Annotated in this window: 14 protein-coding genes; 4 read left to right on the top strand and 10 right to left on the bottom strand. The window is 67.5% G+C overall.

Going from position 1 to position 14,420, the window contains the following annotated elements; all coding sequences use genetic code 11:
* The first annotated feature begins 37 nt into the window (after window positions 1-37).
* Entirely contained in the window at window positions 38-1,069 is a 1,032-nt protein-coding gene (gene hrcA, locus M1K48_RS05870; protein WP_249504908.1) for a heat-inducible transcriptional repressor HrcA, read from the top strand.
* Between the two features lie 2 nt (window positions 1,070-1,071).
* Window positions 1,072-1,617 (top strand): nucleotide exchange factor GrpE, encoded by a 546-nt coding sequence (grpE, locus tag M1K48_RS05865; protein WP_249504907.1) that lies wholly within the window; start codon window positions 1,072-1,074, stop codon window positions 1,615-1,617.
* Here grpE and M1K48_RS05860 read toward each other — a convergent pair.
* The 3 genes from M1K48_RS05860 to M1K48_RS05850 all read right to left on the bottom strand — a co-directional run bounded on the left by M1K48_RS05860 (window position 1,610) and on the right by M1K48_RS05850 (window position 6,057).
* Complete coding sequence (locus tag M1K48_RS05860) at window positions 1,610-2,869, bottom strand: FAD-dependent oxidoreductase (protein WP_249504906.1); 1,260 nt, start codon at window positions 2,867-2,869, stop codon at window positions 1,610-1,612. The two genes, grpE and M1K48_RS05860, sit on opposite strands and share 8 nt — an antisense overlap.
* Complete coding sequence (locus M1K48_RS05855) at window positions 2,866-5,472, bottom strand: TonB-dependent receptor (protein WP_249504904.1); 2,607 nt, start codon at window positions 5,470-5,472, stop codon at window positions 2,866-2,868. Before M1K48_RS05855 ends, M1K48_RS05860 begins: the two co-directional genes overlap by 4 nt.
* A gap of 102 nt (window positions 5,473-5,574) precedes the next feature.
* Window positions 5,575-6,057 carry a vgr related protein gene (locus M1K48_RS05850; protein ID WP_249504903.1) on the bottom strand — a complete coding sequence of 161 codons (483 nt, stop codon included), beginning with the start codon at window positions 6,055-6,057 and terminating at the stop codon, window positions 5,575-5,577.
* 94 nt (window positions 6,058-6,151) lie between these two features.
* On the opposite strand from M1K48_RS05850, the gene M1K48_RS05845 reads away from it, so the two are divergent.
* Together M1K48_RS05845 and fabF are read left to right on the top strand one after the other, a co-directional pair.
* The gene (locus tag M1K48_RS05845; RefSeq protein WP_168070376.1) at window positions 6,152-6,388 is read left to right on the top strand and encodes an acyl carrier protein; all 237 of its coding nucleotides are present in this window, start codon (window positions 6,152-6,154) and stop codon (window positions 6,386-6,388) included.
* Between the two features lie 100 nt (window positions 6,389-6,488).
* On the top strand, window positions 6,489-7,745 hold the full coding sequence (fabF, locus tag M1K48_RS05840) for a beta-ketoacyl-ACP synthase II (protein ID WP_249504902.1): 1,257 nt from the start codon (window positions 6,489-6,491) through the stop codon (window positions 7,743-7,745).
* Between the two features lie 29 nt (window positions 7,746-7,774).
* Here the strand turns inward: fabF and mltG are convergent, their stop codons facing one another.
* The 7 genes from mltG to rimO all read right to left on the bottom strand — a co-directional run bounded on the left by mltG (window position 7,775) and on the right by rimO (window position 14,405).
* Window positions 7,775-8,740: an endolytic transglycosylase MltG gene (mltG, locus tag M1K48_RS05835; protein WP_249504901.1), complete on the bottom strand. Its 966-nt coding sequence runs from the start codon at window positions 8,738-8,740 to the stop codon at window positions 7,775-7,777.
* On the bottom strand, window positions 8,737-9,147 hold the full coding sequence (locus tag M1K48_RS05830) for a hypothetical protein (protein ID WP_249504900.1): 411 nt from the start codon (window positions 9,145-9,147) through the stop codon (window positions 8,737-8,739). Before M1K48_RS05830 ends, mltG begins: the two co-directional genes overlap by 4 nt.
* Window positions 9,047-9,403 (bottom strand): MarR family winged helix-turn-helix transcriptional regulator, encoded by a 357-nt coding sequence (locus M1K48_RS05825; RefSeq protein WP_249505197.1) that lies wholly within the window; start codon window positions 9,401-9,403, stop codon window positions 9,047-9,049. The genes M1K48_RS05830 and M1K48_RS05825 overlap by 101 nt, the downstream gene beginning before the upstream one ends.
* 123 nt (window positions 9,404-9,526) lie before the next feature.
* Window positions 9,527-10,927 carry a leucyl aminopeptidase family protein gene (locus tag M1K48_RS05820; protein ID WP_249504899.1) on the bottom strand — a complete coding sequence of 467 codons (1,401 nt, stop codon included), beginning with the start codon at window positions 10,925-10,927 and terminating at the stop codon, window positions 9,527-9,529.
* Window positions 10,928-10,971: 44 nt separating this feature from the next.
* On the bottom strand, window positions 10,972-12,225 hold the full coding sequence (locus M1K48_RS05815; RefSeq protein ID WP_249504898.1) for a glycoside hydrolase family protein: 1,254 nt from the start codon (window positions 12,223-12,225) through the stop codon (window positions 10,972-10,974).
* Window positions 12,226-12,256: 31 nt separating this feature from the next.
* Entirely contained in the window at window positions 12,257-13,039 is a 783-nt protein-coding gene (locus M1K48_RS05810) for an SDR family oxidoreductase (protein ID WP_249504897.1), read from the bottom strand.
* The gene (gene rimO / locus M1K48_RS05805; protein WP_249504896.1) at window positions 13,020-14,405 is read right to left on the bottom strand and encodes a 30S ribosomal protein S12 methylthiotransferase RimO; all 1,386 of its coding nucleotides are present in this window, start codon (window positions 14,403-14,405) and stop codon (window positions 13,020-13,022) included. The genes M1K48_RS05810 and rimO overlap by 20 nt, the downstream gene beginning before the upstream one ends.
* Window positions 14,406-14,420: the final 15 nt, after the last annotated feature.

Genomic DNA, 14,420 nt, shown 5'->3' with positions numbered 1-14,420 from the left:
GATTGAGAGCGGGCGCATCTCCGCCTACATGCCACCCATGACCCCGCCGCTGCCCGAACTGACGACCAGGATGCGCGACATCTTTGGCCGCGTGGTCGAGGCCTATCTGGAGCGTGGGCAACCGATCGGGTCCAAGTCGCTGAGCGGGGCGGTGAACCTGTCGCCGGCGTCGATCCGCTCGGTCCTGGCCGAATTGGAGGATCGCGGGCTGCTGACCCACCCGCACACTTCGGCCGGGCGGCTTCCGACCGAGACCGGGCTGCGGCTGTTCGTCGACGGGATCATGCAGTCGCACTTGCCGAGCGCGGAGGAGCGGGCGGCGATCGAGGGGCAGGTCAAGGATCGCCCGCTGGAGGAAGCGCTGGCCAATGCCACCGCCGCCTTGTCCGGGCTTTCGGCCTGTGCGGGGGTGGTGGTCGCGCCCAAGATCGAGCGGCGGCTTCGCCAGCTGGCCTTCGTACCCCTGAACGCGGCGCAGGCGCTGGCGGTGGTGGTCGGCGAAGACGGCAGCGTCGAAAATCGGATGGTCGCGCTTCCGCCGGGGCTGACCGCTTCGGCGCTGAGCGAAATCGCGGCCTATGTTACCGCGCGGCTGGCCGGGCTGACGCTGGGCGAGGCAGAGACCCGGTTGCGGCAGGAGATCAGGGACCGGCGAGAGGCGTTGGACGCGGCGGCGGCCGAGCTGGTGGCGACCGGGCTGGCCGAATGGCGCGAAGACGGGCCGGCGCGGCCGATCCTGATCGTCCGGGGACAGGCCAATCTGCTGGACGAGGCCGCGGCCCTGGATCTCGACCGGGTGCGCCGCTTGCTTGACGAACTGGAGGACCGGCAGGAAATCGTCCGCCTGCTCGAAAGCGCGCGCGAGGGCGAGGGCTGCCGGATCTTCATCGGGTCCGAGAACCGGATGTTCGCGTTGTCGGGATCGAGCGTGATCGCCGCGCCCTATCGCGGGGCCGAAGGCCGGGTGGTCGGCGTGGTGGGAGTGATCGGGCCGACGCGGTTGAACTATGCGCGGATCGTTCCCATGGTTGATTATACGGCGCAAGCACTCACCAGATTGATGGGATAAGAATGACTGATCGTCACGACGAGGCCGAGGAAATCCGCGCGGAAACTGCGGAGAACAGCCCCGAATTACAGGAACATGACCAGTTTGCCGAGCTTCAGGCGCAGCTTGAGGAAGCGCAGGCCAAGGCACTGTACGCCGCCGCCGAGGTGCAGAATGTGCGCCGCCGGGCCGACCAGGAGCGGACCCAGGCTGTGACCTATGCCAACACGGGTTTCGCCCGCGACATGCTGAGCGTGAAGGACAATCTCGACCGCGCGCTGTCGCATATTCCGGAAGGTGCCCGCGAAGGTGAGCTCAAGAACTTCATCGAGGGGATCGAGGCGACCGCGCGTGAGCTGGATTCGGTGTTCAGCCGCAACGGCGTCACCCGGGTCGAGGCCAAGGGATTGCCGCTCGATCCCAATCGCCACCAGGCGATGATCGAGATTCCGTCGGATGCCGAACCCGGTACGGTGATCGAGGAAATGCAGGCCGGTTACGTGCTCAAGGACCGTCTGCTGCGTCCGGCGCTGGTCGGGGTGGCCACAAGGCCGGCTGACCTCAGATGACGGCGCGGTTCGGCTTTGTCCCCTTGGCGGCGAGGCTGAACCGCGGGTCGGGCTGCTTGCCTTCGAGCGCCACTTCGGCGGCGAGGCGTCCGACTTCCGGGCCGTGCTTGAAGCCGTGGCCCGATCCGCCGCCGACCAGGACCATGTTCTTCCAGCGCGGATGGCGGTCGATCAGGAAGTCGCCGTTGGCGCTGTTTTCATACTGACAGACTTCGGCGGTCGCGAGCGGCGCGCCGCGTAGCCCCGGGAAACGGCGGTCGCGGAAGGCGACGACTTCGGCCAAAGCGGCGTCGCTGAAGCGGCGATCGTTGCGATCCGGATCGACGTCGGGCCCATGCGTGTCGTGGGCGAACTTGACCCCTTTGCCCTCGAGGTCGGGGAAGCCGTAGTAGACGTCGCCGCCGTTGAAATCGGCCCAGCCGGGCATTGCGCCGGGGCGGTAGGCGTGCTCGCCCGGCGGCGGCGCGAAGGTGAAGACTTCCTGCCGCGTGGCGACGATGCGCGGGCCGACGACGTCGGGGAACAGCTTGGGCATCCACGGCCCGGCCGCGGCAATGAAGAGATCGCCTTCGAAGCGTTTGCCGTCCGTGGAGTGCAGGCCTTCGATCCTGTCGCCTGCCGAGCGGGGTGGAGCAGCGGCGAAGGATTGGAACGCTCCGCCGTCGGCCTGGAAGCGCTGGGCCAGGGTCTGGACCGAACGGCGGGCCATCAGCGCGCCGAAGCCGGGCTCGAACATGCCTGCCGAGACACCCGCGAAGTCGATCATCGGGAAGCGCTTGGCCATTTCGGCTTGGGAAAGCGCTTGAGTCGGCAGGCCGAGCTCGCGGTGCACGCGCAGGCTGTCGGTCAAGTACGGGTTGTCGCCCTGGAAGAAGAACAGCACGCCGGTCGGGTGGAAGATCGGGAGGCCGGCGACCGCGCTCAGCTTCTTCCATTCGGCCAGGCTGGCGACCGCCATGCGGGCATAGATGGCGTCCTTGCCATAGCCGGCCCGGGTCATGCGCGATTCGCCGCCGCTGCTGGCGCGACTGTGGGCGGGGCCCGCGGCGTCGAGCAGGGTTACTCGGGCACCGCGCCGGCGGAGCTGTTCGGCGGTCCAGGTCCCGAACACCCCGGCGCCGAGCACGACGACCCGCGGGGCCGAGCCGATGCTGTCGGCGCGCACGATCGCCGGGGCCGAGACGGCAGCGCCGCCCGCTCCAAGAAGGAGCGAGCGGCGCGTTACCGTCACGACGGGAGTCGGGTCACTCACCCCCGCACAGGTTCCACTGGCGGCGGCGGAGGCGGCGGAGGCGGCGCCGGGCAGGCGTCGGTCGCGAGGATCACCGATCCATCGCCGCACGTCTGGGTCGGCGGCGGAGGAGCTGGCGGCGGGGGCGGCGGCGGAGGAGGAGGCAGCGGGGCCGCTTCCTCACGGAGAGAGGCGAACTTGTAGCGCAACGTCAGCCCGATCTCCCGCGGACGGCCGATGTTGTAGCCGAGGCGGGCGCGTCCACCGCGTTCGCGGTCGAACGACAGCAGGGCGTTCTCGTCGAACAGGTTGTTGGCGTAGAGCTGGACGCCCAGGCCACTGTCGAAGTCGATGCCCGCCGACAGGTTGACCAGGTCATAGGCCGGCAGGAGCAGATTGACCCGGGTCGAGGCGGTCGCCGGAGCGCCGTTGAACGCCAGGCCCGAGACGAAGGTGCGCGGGTTGTTCTCCTGGTCGGCCGGCTGGGTGTAGCGGTTGCCGACCCGCTGCCAGCTGGTCGAGACATACCATTCGCTGCTGTCGCTGAAGCGGCTGCCATAAGTGGCCGAGGCAGCGAACTGATATTTGGGTACGCTTGGCAGGCGGTTGCCGTCGCGGATACCGGTGGCCGCCGTGAGCGCCCCGCCAATGGTGGTGTCGAATTCGGCTTCCAGAAGGCTGCCGGCGAAGCTCAGGTCCAGGCCTTCGAGCAGGCGCAGGTTGAACTCCGCCTCGAGACCCTTGGTGTGGGCCTTGGCGACGTTGAACACCACGCGGCTGGAGCAGCTGCCGGCGTCCAGGGTAACCTGCAGGTTCTTGATATCGGTGTAGAAGGCCGCGGCGTTGAAGGTGACCGGACCGCGGCTGAATTTCACGCCGCCTTCGTAGTTCCACAGCGTTTCGTCATCATAGTCCTGGAAGCCGCCGAACAATTGGCGATCCGGCCCGTTTGGCGCGCCACCGTCGCAGAGCGGGAGGTTGAGCGGGTCGTTGACGCCGCCGAGACGGAAGCCCTTGGCCGCCTGGAGGTTGAAGGTGAGGTTGCGGTTGGGCTCGAACGACAGGATGGCGCGCGGGCTGAAGCCGTTGGACTTGGTCTTGTCGCCGATCCGGCGGTCGCCGTTGGCGAACAGGCCGCCGGAGATGAAGTCGCGGCTTTCCGAGAAATCGTAGAAGCGCCCGCCGCCGGTCAGCTTGACCAGGCCGAAGTCGTAGGTGGCTTCGCCGAACACCGCCTTCTGCTTGATGTCGTACGGCAGGTCGGCGTTGTAGGGCGAGTTGGCCGGGAAGCCGTTGCGTACCGCGACCGCGGTTCCGGCGCCCAGCGTGGCGTCGGTCGCCGCGTCATAGCCGGGGGTGGGCAGGCGCTGCGTATATTTGCGATCGACCTTCGAATAGAAGCCGCCGAGGACCCAGCTGAACGGCCCGGCTCCGGTCGAGGACAGGCGAAGTTCCTGGCTCCACTGCTTGAGGTCGGTGGTGTCGACTAGGTTCGACGGCAGGTTCACCGCCGCGTTCGGGAAGCCCAGATCGACCGACACCGAGCCGGTCAGCGCCGAGGCGTCGCGGCTGACCAGGATGTCGCGGTCGATATAGCTGGTGACCGAGGTCAGCTCGACGCCGCCGAAGTCCGCGCTGGCGGTGAGGTCGGCAAGCCGCGTCTTGTCGCGGAATTTCTCGCGCAAGAGGAGGTATTGCTGGCGCTCCTCATAGACGCGCAGGGGCACGGTGAACGGGTTGGAATAGAGGTTGAAGATCTCCTGGCGGTTGAAGCCGTCGGCCTCGATCTCCTGATAGACGACGCGCGGGGTGAGGCGGATGCCGGGCGCGGGCTCCCACAGCAGCGAGATGCGGGTGCCGACGCGGGTGCCGTCGTTGACGTCCTTGCCCGCGGCGGGGCCGACCGCATCGACGAAGCCCGCGAACCTGGTTCCGTAGCCGACCACTCGAAGCGCGGCGGTGGGGCCGAGCGGCAGGTTGATCGCGCCCTTGAGGTGGCCTCCCTGTCCGCCGTCGGCGAGGGTATTGATATTGGCCTCGATCAGCCCCTCGGTGCGGTCGATACGCGGCTGGTTGGTAATGTAGCGGATGGTGCCGCCGACGCTGCCCGAACCGAACAGCGTGCCCTGCGGCCCGCGCAGGGTTTCGACGCGGTTCAAGTCGAACAGGTCAAAGTCGGGCGTGAACAGCGACAGCGAGATCACGCTTTCGTCGAGGTAGACGCCGACCTGCTCCTTCACGCCGGGCTGGTCGCGGACGATCTGGCCGGCGGACACGCCGCGAACGCTGACCTGGCTTTGCCCCGGCCCGAGGTTCTGGACCTGGAGGCCGGCGACGTTGCGGCTGATGTCCTCGATGGTCGAGGCGTTGGCGCGCTGGATGTCTTCCTGGGTCTGGGCATTGATCGAGAAGGGGACGTCCTGGACGGTGGACGCGCGCTTGGTCGCGGTCACGATAATGTCGCCAAGTCCGCGTTCGTCCTCGTCGGGGGCGGGATCGGAAGCGGTCGAATTCGCGGCCTGCGCCTGGGCCTCGCCGGTCGTCTGCGCCGCTGCCGGAACGGCAAAGGCGAGGCAGGCGGTGGTGGCGAGCAGGGTTCGGGTGGTGCTGACGGGCAGGCGCATGGAGATCCCCCTTCTGATTGTGCCGGGGAGGCTATCGCCAACTGACGTCATTCGCGAGGGAAAGGATCGCTTCAGGAGACTATTGCGACACCCTTGTTGCGTTCATGTAACAACTCCGCGAGTGGCGGAAAACGGCAGAATCGGCTCGATTCTGGCGAGGTCGGCAGCTTTGACCGGCTTGATGCCGTGGCGCTGGAGAAACGCGTGACGGACCAGTTCCGCTTGCTGTTCAAGGCCATAGCGGAGGAACGGCCGGCCTTCCTCGAACCGGTAGGCGTAGCGGCAAAAGGGGTGGCGCATCAGCGGCAGGTAGAAGCGCCCGGCGCGGGCGGTCTGCCAGACGTGGGTCATCTCGTGGATGAAAAGACCCTGCAGGGCCCAGTCGGCGCGGCTGAAATCGTCACGCCAATTGGGATCGTCGGGATGGAAGTGGATATGGCCGCACGGCGCCATGACGATCCCGCGTGGCTGGAAGGGCCACCATTTGCGTCGGACGAGCTGGACGGAAGGGTAATCGACGCCGTCGCCGAACACCGATCGTGCCATCTCGATCTCGCCTCGGGTCAGGCAGCGTGCGGGCGACATCGGACACATCCTCTTGGCACTCGCGGGCTCTTGGCAACGCGCGGGCGTCTCGCTAACGCACTGGCCAAAGGTTTCACGGAAGGAAAGTGTTGAGATGAGCGAGACCGCTGAACGGGTGAAGAAGATCGTTGTCGAGCACCTCGGTGTCGAAGCCGAGAAGGTGACGGAAGAGGCGAGCTTCATCGACGATCTCGGCGCCGACAGCCTCGACATCGTCGAGCTGGTGATGGCGTTCGAGGAAGAGTTCGGAGTTGAAATTCCCGACGACGCGGCGGAGAAGATCACCACCGTCAAGGATGCGATCGACTACATCGACCAGCATCAGAGCTGAGCTCGAACCCACGGGTTCGCCGAGGCGATAAGGACAGGCTCGGCGTTGCCGGGCCTGTTCTCGTATCCGGGCCTCGTCTTGTTTTCGAAGGGGAATGCTTATGCGTCGTGTCGTGGTGACGGGTCTGGGATTGGTGACGCCGCTTGGCTGCGATGTCGAAACCGCCTGGAAAAACATCCTTGCGTCCAAGAGCGGCGCGGGGCCGATCACGCGGTTCGATGCTTCCGAATACAAGTGCCAGATCGCCTGCGAGGTGAAGCCGGCCGACCACCCATATGGATTCGACCCGGGCAAGCGCGTCGATCACAAGATCCAGCGCCAGGTTGACCCGTTCATCATCTTCGGCCTCGACGCGGCCGGACAGGCGCTCGAGGATGCCGGGCTGACCGACATGAGCGACGAGATGAAGCTTCGCGCCGGCTGCTCGATCGGCAGCGGCATCGGCGGGCTTCCGGGGATCGAGAGCGAGAGTCTGGTGCTGGCAGAGAAGGGACCGGGACGGGTCTCGCCGCACTTCGTCCACGGGCGGCTGATCAACCTCATTTCGGGCCAGGTGTCGATCAAGTACGGACTGATGGGTCCGAACCATGCGGTGGTCACCGCCTGCTCGACCGGCGCGCATTCGATCGGCGACGCGGCGCGGATGATCCGTGACGACGATGCCGACATCATGGTCGCGGGCGGCGCCGAGGCGACCATCTGCCCAATCGGCGTGGCCGGCTTCGCCCAGGCCCGCGCGCTCAACATGAGCTATAACGACCGGCCCGAGCAGGCCAGCCGACCCTACGACAAGGACCGCGACGGCTTCGTCATGGGCGAAGGCGCGGGCGTGGTGGTGCTCGAGGAATATGAGCATGCCAAGGCGCGCGGCGCCACCATCTATGCCGAAGTGGTCGGCTACGGGCTGTCGGGCGATGCCTATCACGTGACCGCTCCGCACCCCCATGGCGCGGGGGCGGAGAACGCCATGCGCATGGCGCTGCGCAAGGCCGGAATGGAGCCGAGCGATATCGACTATATCAACGCCCACGGCACCTCGACCATGGCCGACACGATCGAACTCGCCGCTGCCAAGCGAGTGTTCGGCGACGATCTTGGCGGCGCATCGATGAGCAGCACCAAGTCGGCGATCGGCCACCTGCTGGGCGGCGCGGGGGCGGTGGAGAGCATCTTCTGCATCCTAGCGATCCGCGACCAGATCGTGCCGCCGACGCTCAACCTCGACACGCCTGACGAGGGTACCGAAGGCGTCGACCTGGTTCCGCACCATGCCAAGAAGCGGCCGGTGACCGCGGTGCTGAACAACAGCTTCGGCTTTGGCGGGACCAACGCCTCGCTGATCATGAAGGCGATCTGATCGGACGGGCTCCGGCGAGGCCGGAGCCTCTACATCTCGCCGCGAGCGCGGCGGATAGCGAACCACTTCTGGACGTTGGCATTATGCTCGGCGAGCGTACGCGCGAACACGTGTCCGCCGGTGCCGTCGGCGACGAAGTAGATATACTGGTGGGGTTCGGGGTCGAGCACCGCGGCGATGCTGGCGCGGCCGGGATTGGCGATCGGGCCGAGCGGCAGGCCGGCGCGGCGATAGGTGTTGTAACCGGTGTCGGCGTTGAGCTCCGAGCGGAGGATCCGGCGACCAAGCGGCTTGCCCTTAGTGACCGGGTAGATGACCGTCGGATCAGCATCGAGCTTCATGCCGATTTTCAGCCGGTTGCAGTAGACGCCGGCTACCGCACGGCGCTCGGCCGGCTTGCCGGTTTCCTTTTCGACGATCGAGGCGAGGGTGACAGCTTCCTGCGGAGTGGCGACCGGACAGGTGCCGACCTTCCGCTTGGGCCACAGGTCGGCCAGCGTGCGGTCCATCGCGGCCTTCATCCGCGCCGCCACAGCCGCACGGGGTTCTCCGCGCGCGAAGCTGTAGCTGTCGGGAAGGACCGAGCCTTCCGCGATCGCGGGCACCGGGCCGGTGAGGTAGGGGACGGCGGCGAGCTTCTCGGCGACGAGGATGCTTGGCGTGCCTTCGGGAATGGTGACCAGGCGCTGGACCGGCTGGCCGTGCTGGAGGATGTCGAGCAATCGGGCGCCACTGGTGCCGGCAGGGATCTCGAACTCACCGGCCTGGATGCCGTCAGGCGAACCGAGCAGCCGCGCGAATAGGCGATAGCTGGTGCAATTGCCCGCAATGAGCCCGCGGCGGTCAAGTTCGGGGCAAAGGCGAGTGAGCGTGGCGCCTTCGGTGACGGTGACCGTCTCCGCCTTGGCCGAGCCGCCCGACCACCATAACAAGGTCACCGCGGCGGCCGCAGCAACCAGCCCCGCGACGATCGCGCCGAAGAGGAGCCGGATCATGCCCGCAGCGCGGCGGCCGACACATAGCCGACAAGACCGCCGGCATAGCCCCACGCCCAGCCGCGGCTCTTGTCGAGGATCCGGATCGATGCACCCGGCTCAAGCTCGGCCAGTGTCTCGGAATCAATTGAGGGGCCGGCCATCAGCGAGGCGCCATGCGCGAGGTGGCATTGCAGCGGCTCGGCATAGTGCGAGGCGATGACCGTCCCTGCCAGGGCGATATCGGCCAGGTCCTGGCGATAGGCGCTGGTACGTGGGTCGGGATGGAGCGACGGGCCGGCGAGGGGAAAACCGCCCGCCGGAGTCTCAGCGATGGGCGTGGGCGAGTTGCCCGAGGGCCGGCCGCCGGTCGGGATCGCGGTCGCCGCCGCGTTCGCTGCCCCGGATGTTACGCTTGAACCCTTCAAGGAAATCGGCCCCGCTGCTGGTCCGGACGACGAACACGTTTCGACGGTCGTCCTGATCTCGTTCGCGGCGCAGATAGCCGAGGGCACCCAAGGTATTCAAGGCGCGGGTCACGACCGGCTTGGAAACACCAAGAACACGAGCGAGCCCGCGGACGGTATGGGGACCAGGCGTCAGATAGACCATCATCAGCAGAGCCATCTGCCGGTTCGTCAGATCCGGCTCACCGGATCTCACGTATGCGACAAGGGCTCGCATCCACCCGCTTAGCGATGCATCGCTCATTGGACTGGAAAACTCCTCGCCTGCCTAGCGTGCCCGATTAACCGGCGAGGAACCGAAATGTTGCGCCCGTGCGACGTTTGGACCGAAAAACAGTCGCTAAGCGCGACGGAAGCGGCGGGATAGAGCGGCATGGACCGCGCGCAGGCCGAGCGCTTCGCCGCCTTTGGGGCGCCCCGGACGCGGCGCCGGACGCCAAGCAAAAGTGTCGAGATGAGCCCAGGCGGTGCCTTCGGGAACGAAGCGGCGAAGGAACAGGGCGGCGGTAATGGTGCCGGCGAGCGGCGAGTCGGCGCTGTTCGCCAGGTCGGCGAGATCGCTTTTCAGCATGTCGTCATAACCGTCCCACAAGGGGAGGCGCCACAGGGGGTCGGCAACCTCGGTCCCGGCGGCGAGCAGGTCGGCTGCAAGCGAGTCGTCGTTGCTGAAGGTGGCGGGGAGGTCGGGGCCGAGCGCGATCCGAGCCGCGCCGGTCAGGGTGGCGAAGTCGACAATGGTCGCGGCGCCCTCTTCTCCGGCGCGAGACAGCGCGTCGGCGAGGATCAGGCGGCCCTCGGCGTCGGTATTGTCGATCTCTACGGTGAGGCCATGGCGGCTGGTCAGAATGTCGCCGGGGCGGAAAGCACCGCCAGCCACCGCATTCTCGACCGCGGGGATGAGCAGGTGGAGGCGTACCGGCCAGCGTTCGGCGACGATCAACCGGGCCAAGGCGAGGGCGTGGGCGGCGCCGCCCATGTCCTTCTTCATCAGCCGCATGCCGGCGCCGGGCTTGAGATTGAGGCCGCCGGTGTCGAACACCACGCCCTTGCCGACAATCGCAAGGCGGGGATTGGCCGGATCGCCCCAGTGCGCCTCGATCAGCCGCGGGGCGCGCGACGGCAAAGCGGCGGCGCCGACCGCGTGGATCAGGGGATAGCCCTCTTCCAGCGCGTCACCCTTGGTGACCTCGACCTCCGCGCCCGAGCCTTTCGCCCAGTCGCGAACGGCTCGTTCGAGCTCGGCCGGGCCGAGATCGGCGGCCGGGGTGTCGACGAGGTCGCGGACGAGTGCAGAGGCGTCGGCCAGCCGGACCATCGCGTCGATCCGCGCCGGCTCGCCGCTAAGCAAGACGCGGGGGCCGGCGGGGGTGTCGGGTTTGCTCTTGTATGCGGTGAAGCGGTGCTGGGCGAGCAGCCAGCCGAGCGCGGCAGCGCCGGGGACCATCTCGCCGGCGAGGCGGTAGGTGCCCTCCGACAGGCGCTCGGCGGCGGTGGCGAGGCACCATGGGGTGAGCACCGACAGTTTGGCGACGCCGACCAGTGCTTCCCATTCGCCAGCGGCGTTGCCGGGGACCAGCAGGAACTGCCCGGCCTTGCCCTCGAAGCGCGCGGCCTCGACCAGCTGGCGGCGGGGGCCGGCGTGGGCCTTGAGCCATTCGGGCAGCAGGGTCGCATCGACCAAGTGGAGGAGGCGGGCAGGCTCGCCGCGGTCGGGGCGCAGGAGGGTGGCGAAATCGGTCATGCAGGAGCCTTAGCCGACAAGATCGCCGCGCAGGAAGGCAGGTCTTAGTGCCAGTTGGCGTCGGGGGTGGCCGCGATCCGCTCGGCAGCATCACGGACGTCGTCTAGGTCGACTGGGGTGTCGAAGGGGTCTTCGTCGAGCTTGGTCGAGCGCTTGAGCCGTTCCTGCCAGCGGTGGAGCGCGTCGACGTAGGGCAGGTAGGGTTTGCGCATCAGGGCGCCGCTGGGAAGCGGCTCGACGTCCGCGAGGCCCATGTGCAGCCACTCGCCGGTGTTCCAGTCGGTCATGTCGACCGCCGGGAACAGGCAGGTACCGTGGAGATCGACGCCGCGCTTCACCGCCGACAGCGCCTCCGTCATCAGGTCGTTGAGCCAGTTTACCCGGCCACCGTGAAGGCCAGAAGTCTCGGCGATGATACATGGCCGGCGGTATTTGGCCCAGGCTTCCTCGATCAGCGAGCAGAGCGTTCGGATGCGGTCGTCGTCGGGCTCGAGCGGCTGGTTGGGCTTGCCGCCGCCGGCATATTCCATCTGCCCGAAGCTGTAGTTGTTGAAGCCGAGGATATCGATCACTTCGGGGCTGCCGCCGAGTTCGGGATGCTTGAGGCCCGAGATGATGTCCCAGGCGATGTAGGCGTCCTCGTAGCTTTCGCGGTGGGCTTCGTCGGCAAGGTCGGGACGGTCGCGCGGTGGGACGACCCAGATCAGCGGGTCGATGTGGACCATGCGCGCGTCCGGGTGGTCGGCGCGGATCGCCTTCACCGCGGCGATGTCGGCGGTGGCAAGCTGGGTGGTCCAGCGGCGGCGGTCCTCGGCGGTCTTGCCGAACGGTGCGCACCAGCCCCACTCGCCGCCCATATAGCCCCAGAAGGTCGGCTCGTTGACGGGGGTGAAGCAGAGCGGGCCGTGGTGGGCGCGCTCCGCGACATAAGCGGCGGCGGCGCGGGCATAGGCAGCGAAGCGGGTGACGAAAGCCGGCGACCAGGGATCGAGGCCGTCGGGGTAACCGTAGTGGCACAGGTCCCAGATCGGCAGGATGCAGTGGCGGCGTTGGGCGTCGAGGAAGACGTCGATCGACGAGAAGTCGTATTCGCCATTGCCCTTGTCGACGAGCGGCCAGGGAATGCCCTCGCGGGCGACGCCGATGCCTAGTTCGGCGAGCATCCGGTAGTCTTCGTCGGCGTGGGTGTAATGCTGAAGCTCGGCCGAAAGGTCGCGGCGGCCGCGGTCTTTCCACTCGAAGGTCGAACATTCAAAGCCGGACAGGAAGAAGGTCGGGAAGATGCCGGGGCTGCTCATGGCCCCACTACGAAGCAGGGAGCGGCTTTGTTCAGTCGCCCGGGCTGGCGGCCGAGCCGGCGAGGAGTCCGCCGTCGATGGTGAACTCGGACCCCGTCACGTAGGCGCTCTCGTCGGCGGCGAGATAGGCGACCAGCGCGGCCACCTCTTCCGGCGTGCCGAAGCGTCGCAGCGGCGTGTCGGCGACCATCGCCGCCATCTTCGCCTCGCGGTCGGGGCCGTCGCCGATCAGCGCTTCCCACATCGGGGTCAGGATGGCGGCGGGGTGGACGCTGTTGCAGCGGATCCGCCAACCATGCTGCGCACAGTAGAGCGCGACCGACTTGCTGTGATTGCGGATCGCGGCCTTGGACGAGGCGTAGGCAGCGGCGCCGGGGATGCCAACCAGGCCCGAACGCGAGGAGATGTTGATGATCGAGCCGTCGCCCTTGGCCTTCATCGCGCGAATCGCATAGCGGCAGCCGAGGAAGGTGCCGTCGAGGTTGGTGCGGTGGACGGCGTGCCATTCGGCGAGGCTGGCGTTCTCGGGATCGTGTGGGCCGGCGCCCTGCTCAAAGCCGGTGATGCCGGCATTGTTGACCAGCACGTCGCAGGTGGGGTGAAGGCGGGCGAGTTCGGCCCAATGCTCTTCGTCGCGGACGTCGAGCAGCAGGAAATCGCCACCGAGCGCTTCGGCCGCGGCCATTCCGGCGTCTTGATCGACGTCGGTCATGACCAGGCGGGCGCCTTCCTCATGGAAGCGCAGGGCGATGGCGTGACCGATGCCGCGGGCGGCACCGGTGACGATGCACAGCTTATCCTCGAGCCGCCTCATTCGCCTGCTCCTGTACGGGGACGCCGAACAGGTCATGTTCGTCGGCTTCCTCGACCAGCACGGTGGCAAAGTCGCCGGGGACGAGATGGCCGGCATCGCGCAGGTGGACCTCGCCGTCGATCTCGGGCGCGTCGGCCTTGCTGCGGCCGGTGGCGCCGCCGGTTTCGGGGTCGACCGCATCGATGATGATGTCGATGCTTTGTCCGACCTTGGCGGCAAGCTTATCGGCCGAGATGCGGGCGGTGAGCTCCATCACTCGGGCGTAGCGCTCTTCCTTGACCTCGGGCGACACGTGGCCGGGCAGATCATTGGCGGGGGCGCCCTCGACAGGCTCGAAGCGGAAGGCGCCGACGCGGTCGAGGCGGGCTTCGGCCAGCCATTGGAGGAGGTAGTCGAAGTCCTCCTCAGTCTCGCCGGGGAAGCCGACCACGAAGGAGGAGCGGATGGCGATATCGGGGACTTCGCGGCGCCACTGGACCAGCCGCTCAAGGACGCGGGCCTCGTTCGCCGGACGGCGCATCGCCTTCAGCACCTTGGGGCTCGCGTGCTGGAAGGGGATATCGAGGTAGGGGAGGACCAGCCCTTCGGCCATCAGCGGCATGATCCGGTCGACGTGGGGGTAAGGGTAGACGTAGTGCAGGCGGACCCACGGCCGGGTGCCGTCGGGGGCGCGAAGCTCACCCAGCGCACGGGCGAGGTCGGTCATGTGGGCGCGAACGTCGCCGCCCTTCCACGGCCAGGCGGCGTGCTTGAGGTCGAGGCCGTAGGCGCTGGTGTCCTGGCTGATCACCAGCAACTCACGGGTACCTTGGGCGAGCAGCTTCTCGGCCTCGCGCAGGATGGCGTCCGGGCGGCGCGAGACGAGGTCGCCGCGGATCTGCGGGATGATGCAGAAGGCGCAGCGGTGATTGCAGCCCTCGGAGATCTTCAGATAGCTGTAGTGCCGCGGCGTCAGCTTGAGGTTGGGCGTCGCCTGCGGGACGAGGTCGAGATAGGGCGAGCGAGGCGCGGGGGCGGCGTCATGCACCGCGGCGACGACGTCCTCGTAGGCGTGGGCACCGGTGATCGCGAGGACGTTCGGGAAGCGGGCACGGATGACCTCGGCCTCGCGGCCCATGCAACCGGTGACGATGACGCGGCCGTTCTCGGCCAGCGCTTCGCCGATCGCTTCGAGGCTTTCTTCCTTGGCAGAGTCGAGAAAGCCGCAGGTGTTGACCAGGACGACGTCGGCGCCCTGATAGTCGGCGCTCATCTGATAGCCGTCCGAGCGCAGCTGACCGAGGATCCGCTCGCTGTCGACGAGGTTCTTGGGACAGCCGAGACTGACCATGCCGACGCGCGGCGGGGTGGGAAGTACTGTTGCCATGGGGAGCGGGGCCGT

Origin of the sequence: Sphingomonas glaciei (assembly GCF_023380025.1) — a bacterium.
Lineage (GTDB): Bacteria > Pseudomonadota > Alphaproteobacteria > Sphingomonadales > Sphingomonadaceae > Sphingomicrobium > Sphingomicrobium glaciei.
The sequence above is the reverse complement of the archived record's forward strand: the minus strand, read 5'-3'. Positions and strand labels throughout refer to the sequence as shown.

Excerpts from the sequence above, each read along its gene's own strand:
- hrcA (WP_249504908.1), top strand. The coding sequence starts at position 38 with ATGACCCCGCCGCTGCCCGAACTGACGACCAGGATGCGCGACATCTTT.
- grpE (WP_249504907.1), top strand. The coding sequence starts at position 1,072 with ATGACTGATCGTCACGACGAGGCCGAGGAAATCCGCGCGGAAACTGCG.
- M1K48_RS05855 (WP_249504904.1), bottom strand. The coding sequence starts at position 5,472 with ATGCGCCTGCCCGTCAGCACCACCCGAACCCTGCTCGCCACCACCGCC.
- M1K48_RS05850 (WP_249504903.1), bottom strand. The coding sequence starts at position 6,057 with ATGTCGCCCGCACGCTGCCTGACCCGAGGCGAGATCGAGATGGCACGA.
- M1K48_RS05845 (WP_168070376.1), top strand. The coding sequence starts at position 6,152 with ATGAGCGAGACCGCTGAACGGGTGAAGAAGATCGTTGTCGAGCACCTC.
- fabF (WP_249504902.1), top strand. The coding sequence starts at position 6,489 with ATGCGTCGTGTCGTGGTGACGGGTCTGGGATTGGTGACGCCGCTTGGC.
- mltG (WP_249504901.1), bottom strand. The coding sequence starts at position 8,740 with ATGATCCGGCTCCTCTTCGGCGCGATCGTCGCGGGGCTGGTTGCTGCG.
- M1K48_RS05825 (WP_249505197.1), bottom strand. The coding sequence starts at position 9,403 with ATGCGAGCCCTTGTCGCATACGTGAGATCCGGTGAGCCGGATCTGACG.
- M1K48_RS05820 (WP_249504899.1), bottom strand. The coding sequence starts at position 10,927 with ATGACCGATTTCGCCACCCTCCTGCGCCCCGACCGCGGCGAGCCTGCC.
- M1K48_RS05815 (WP_249504898.1), bottom strand. The coding sequence starts at position 12,225 with ATGAGCAGCCCCGGCATCTTCCCGACCTTCTTCCTGTCCGGCTTTGAA.
- M1K48_RS05810 (WP_249504897.1), bottom strand. The coding sequence starts at position 13,039 with ATGAGGCGGCTCGAGGATAAGCTGTGCATCGTCACCGGTGCCGCCCGC.
- rimO (WP_249504896.1), bottom strand. The coding sequence starts at position 14,405 with ATGGCAACAGTACTTCCCACCCCGCCGCGCGTCGGCATGGTCAGTCTC.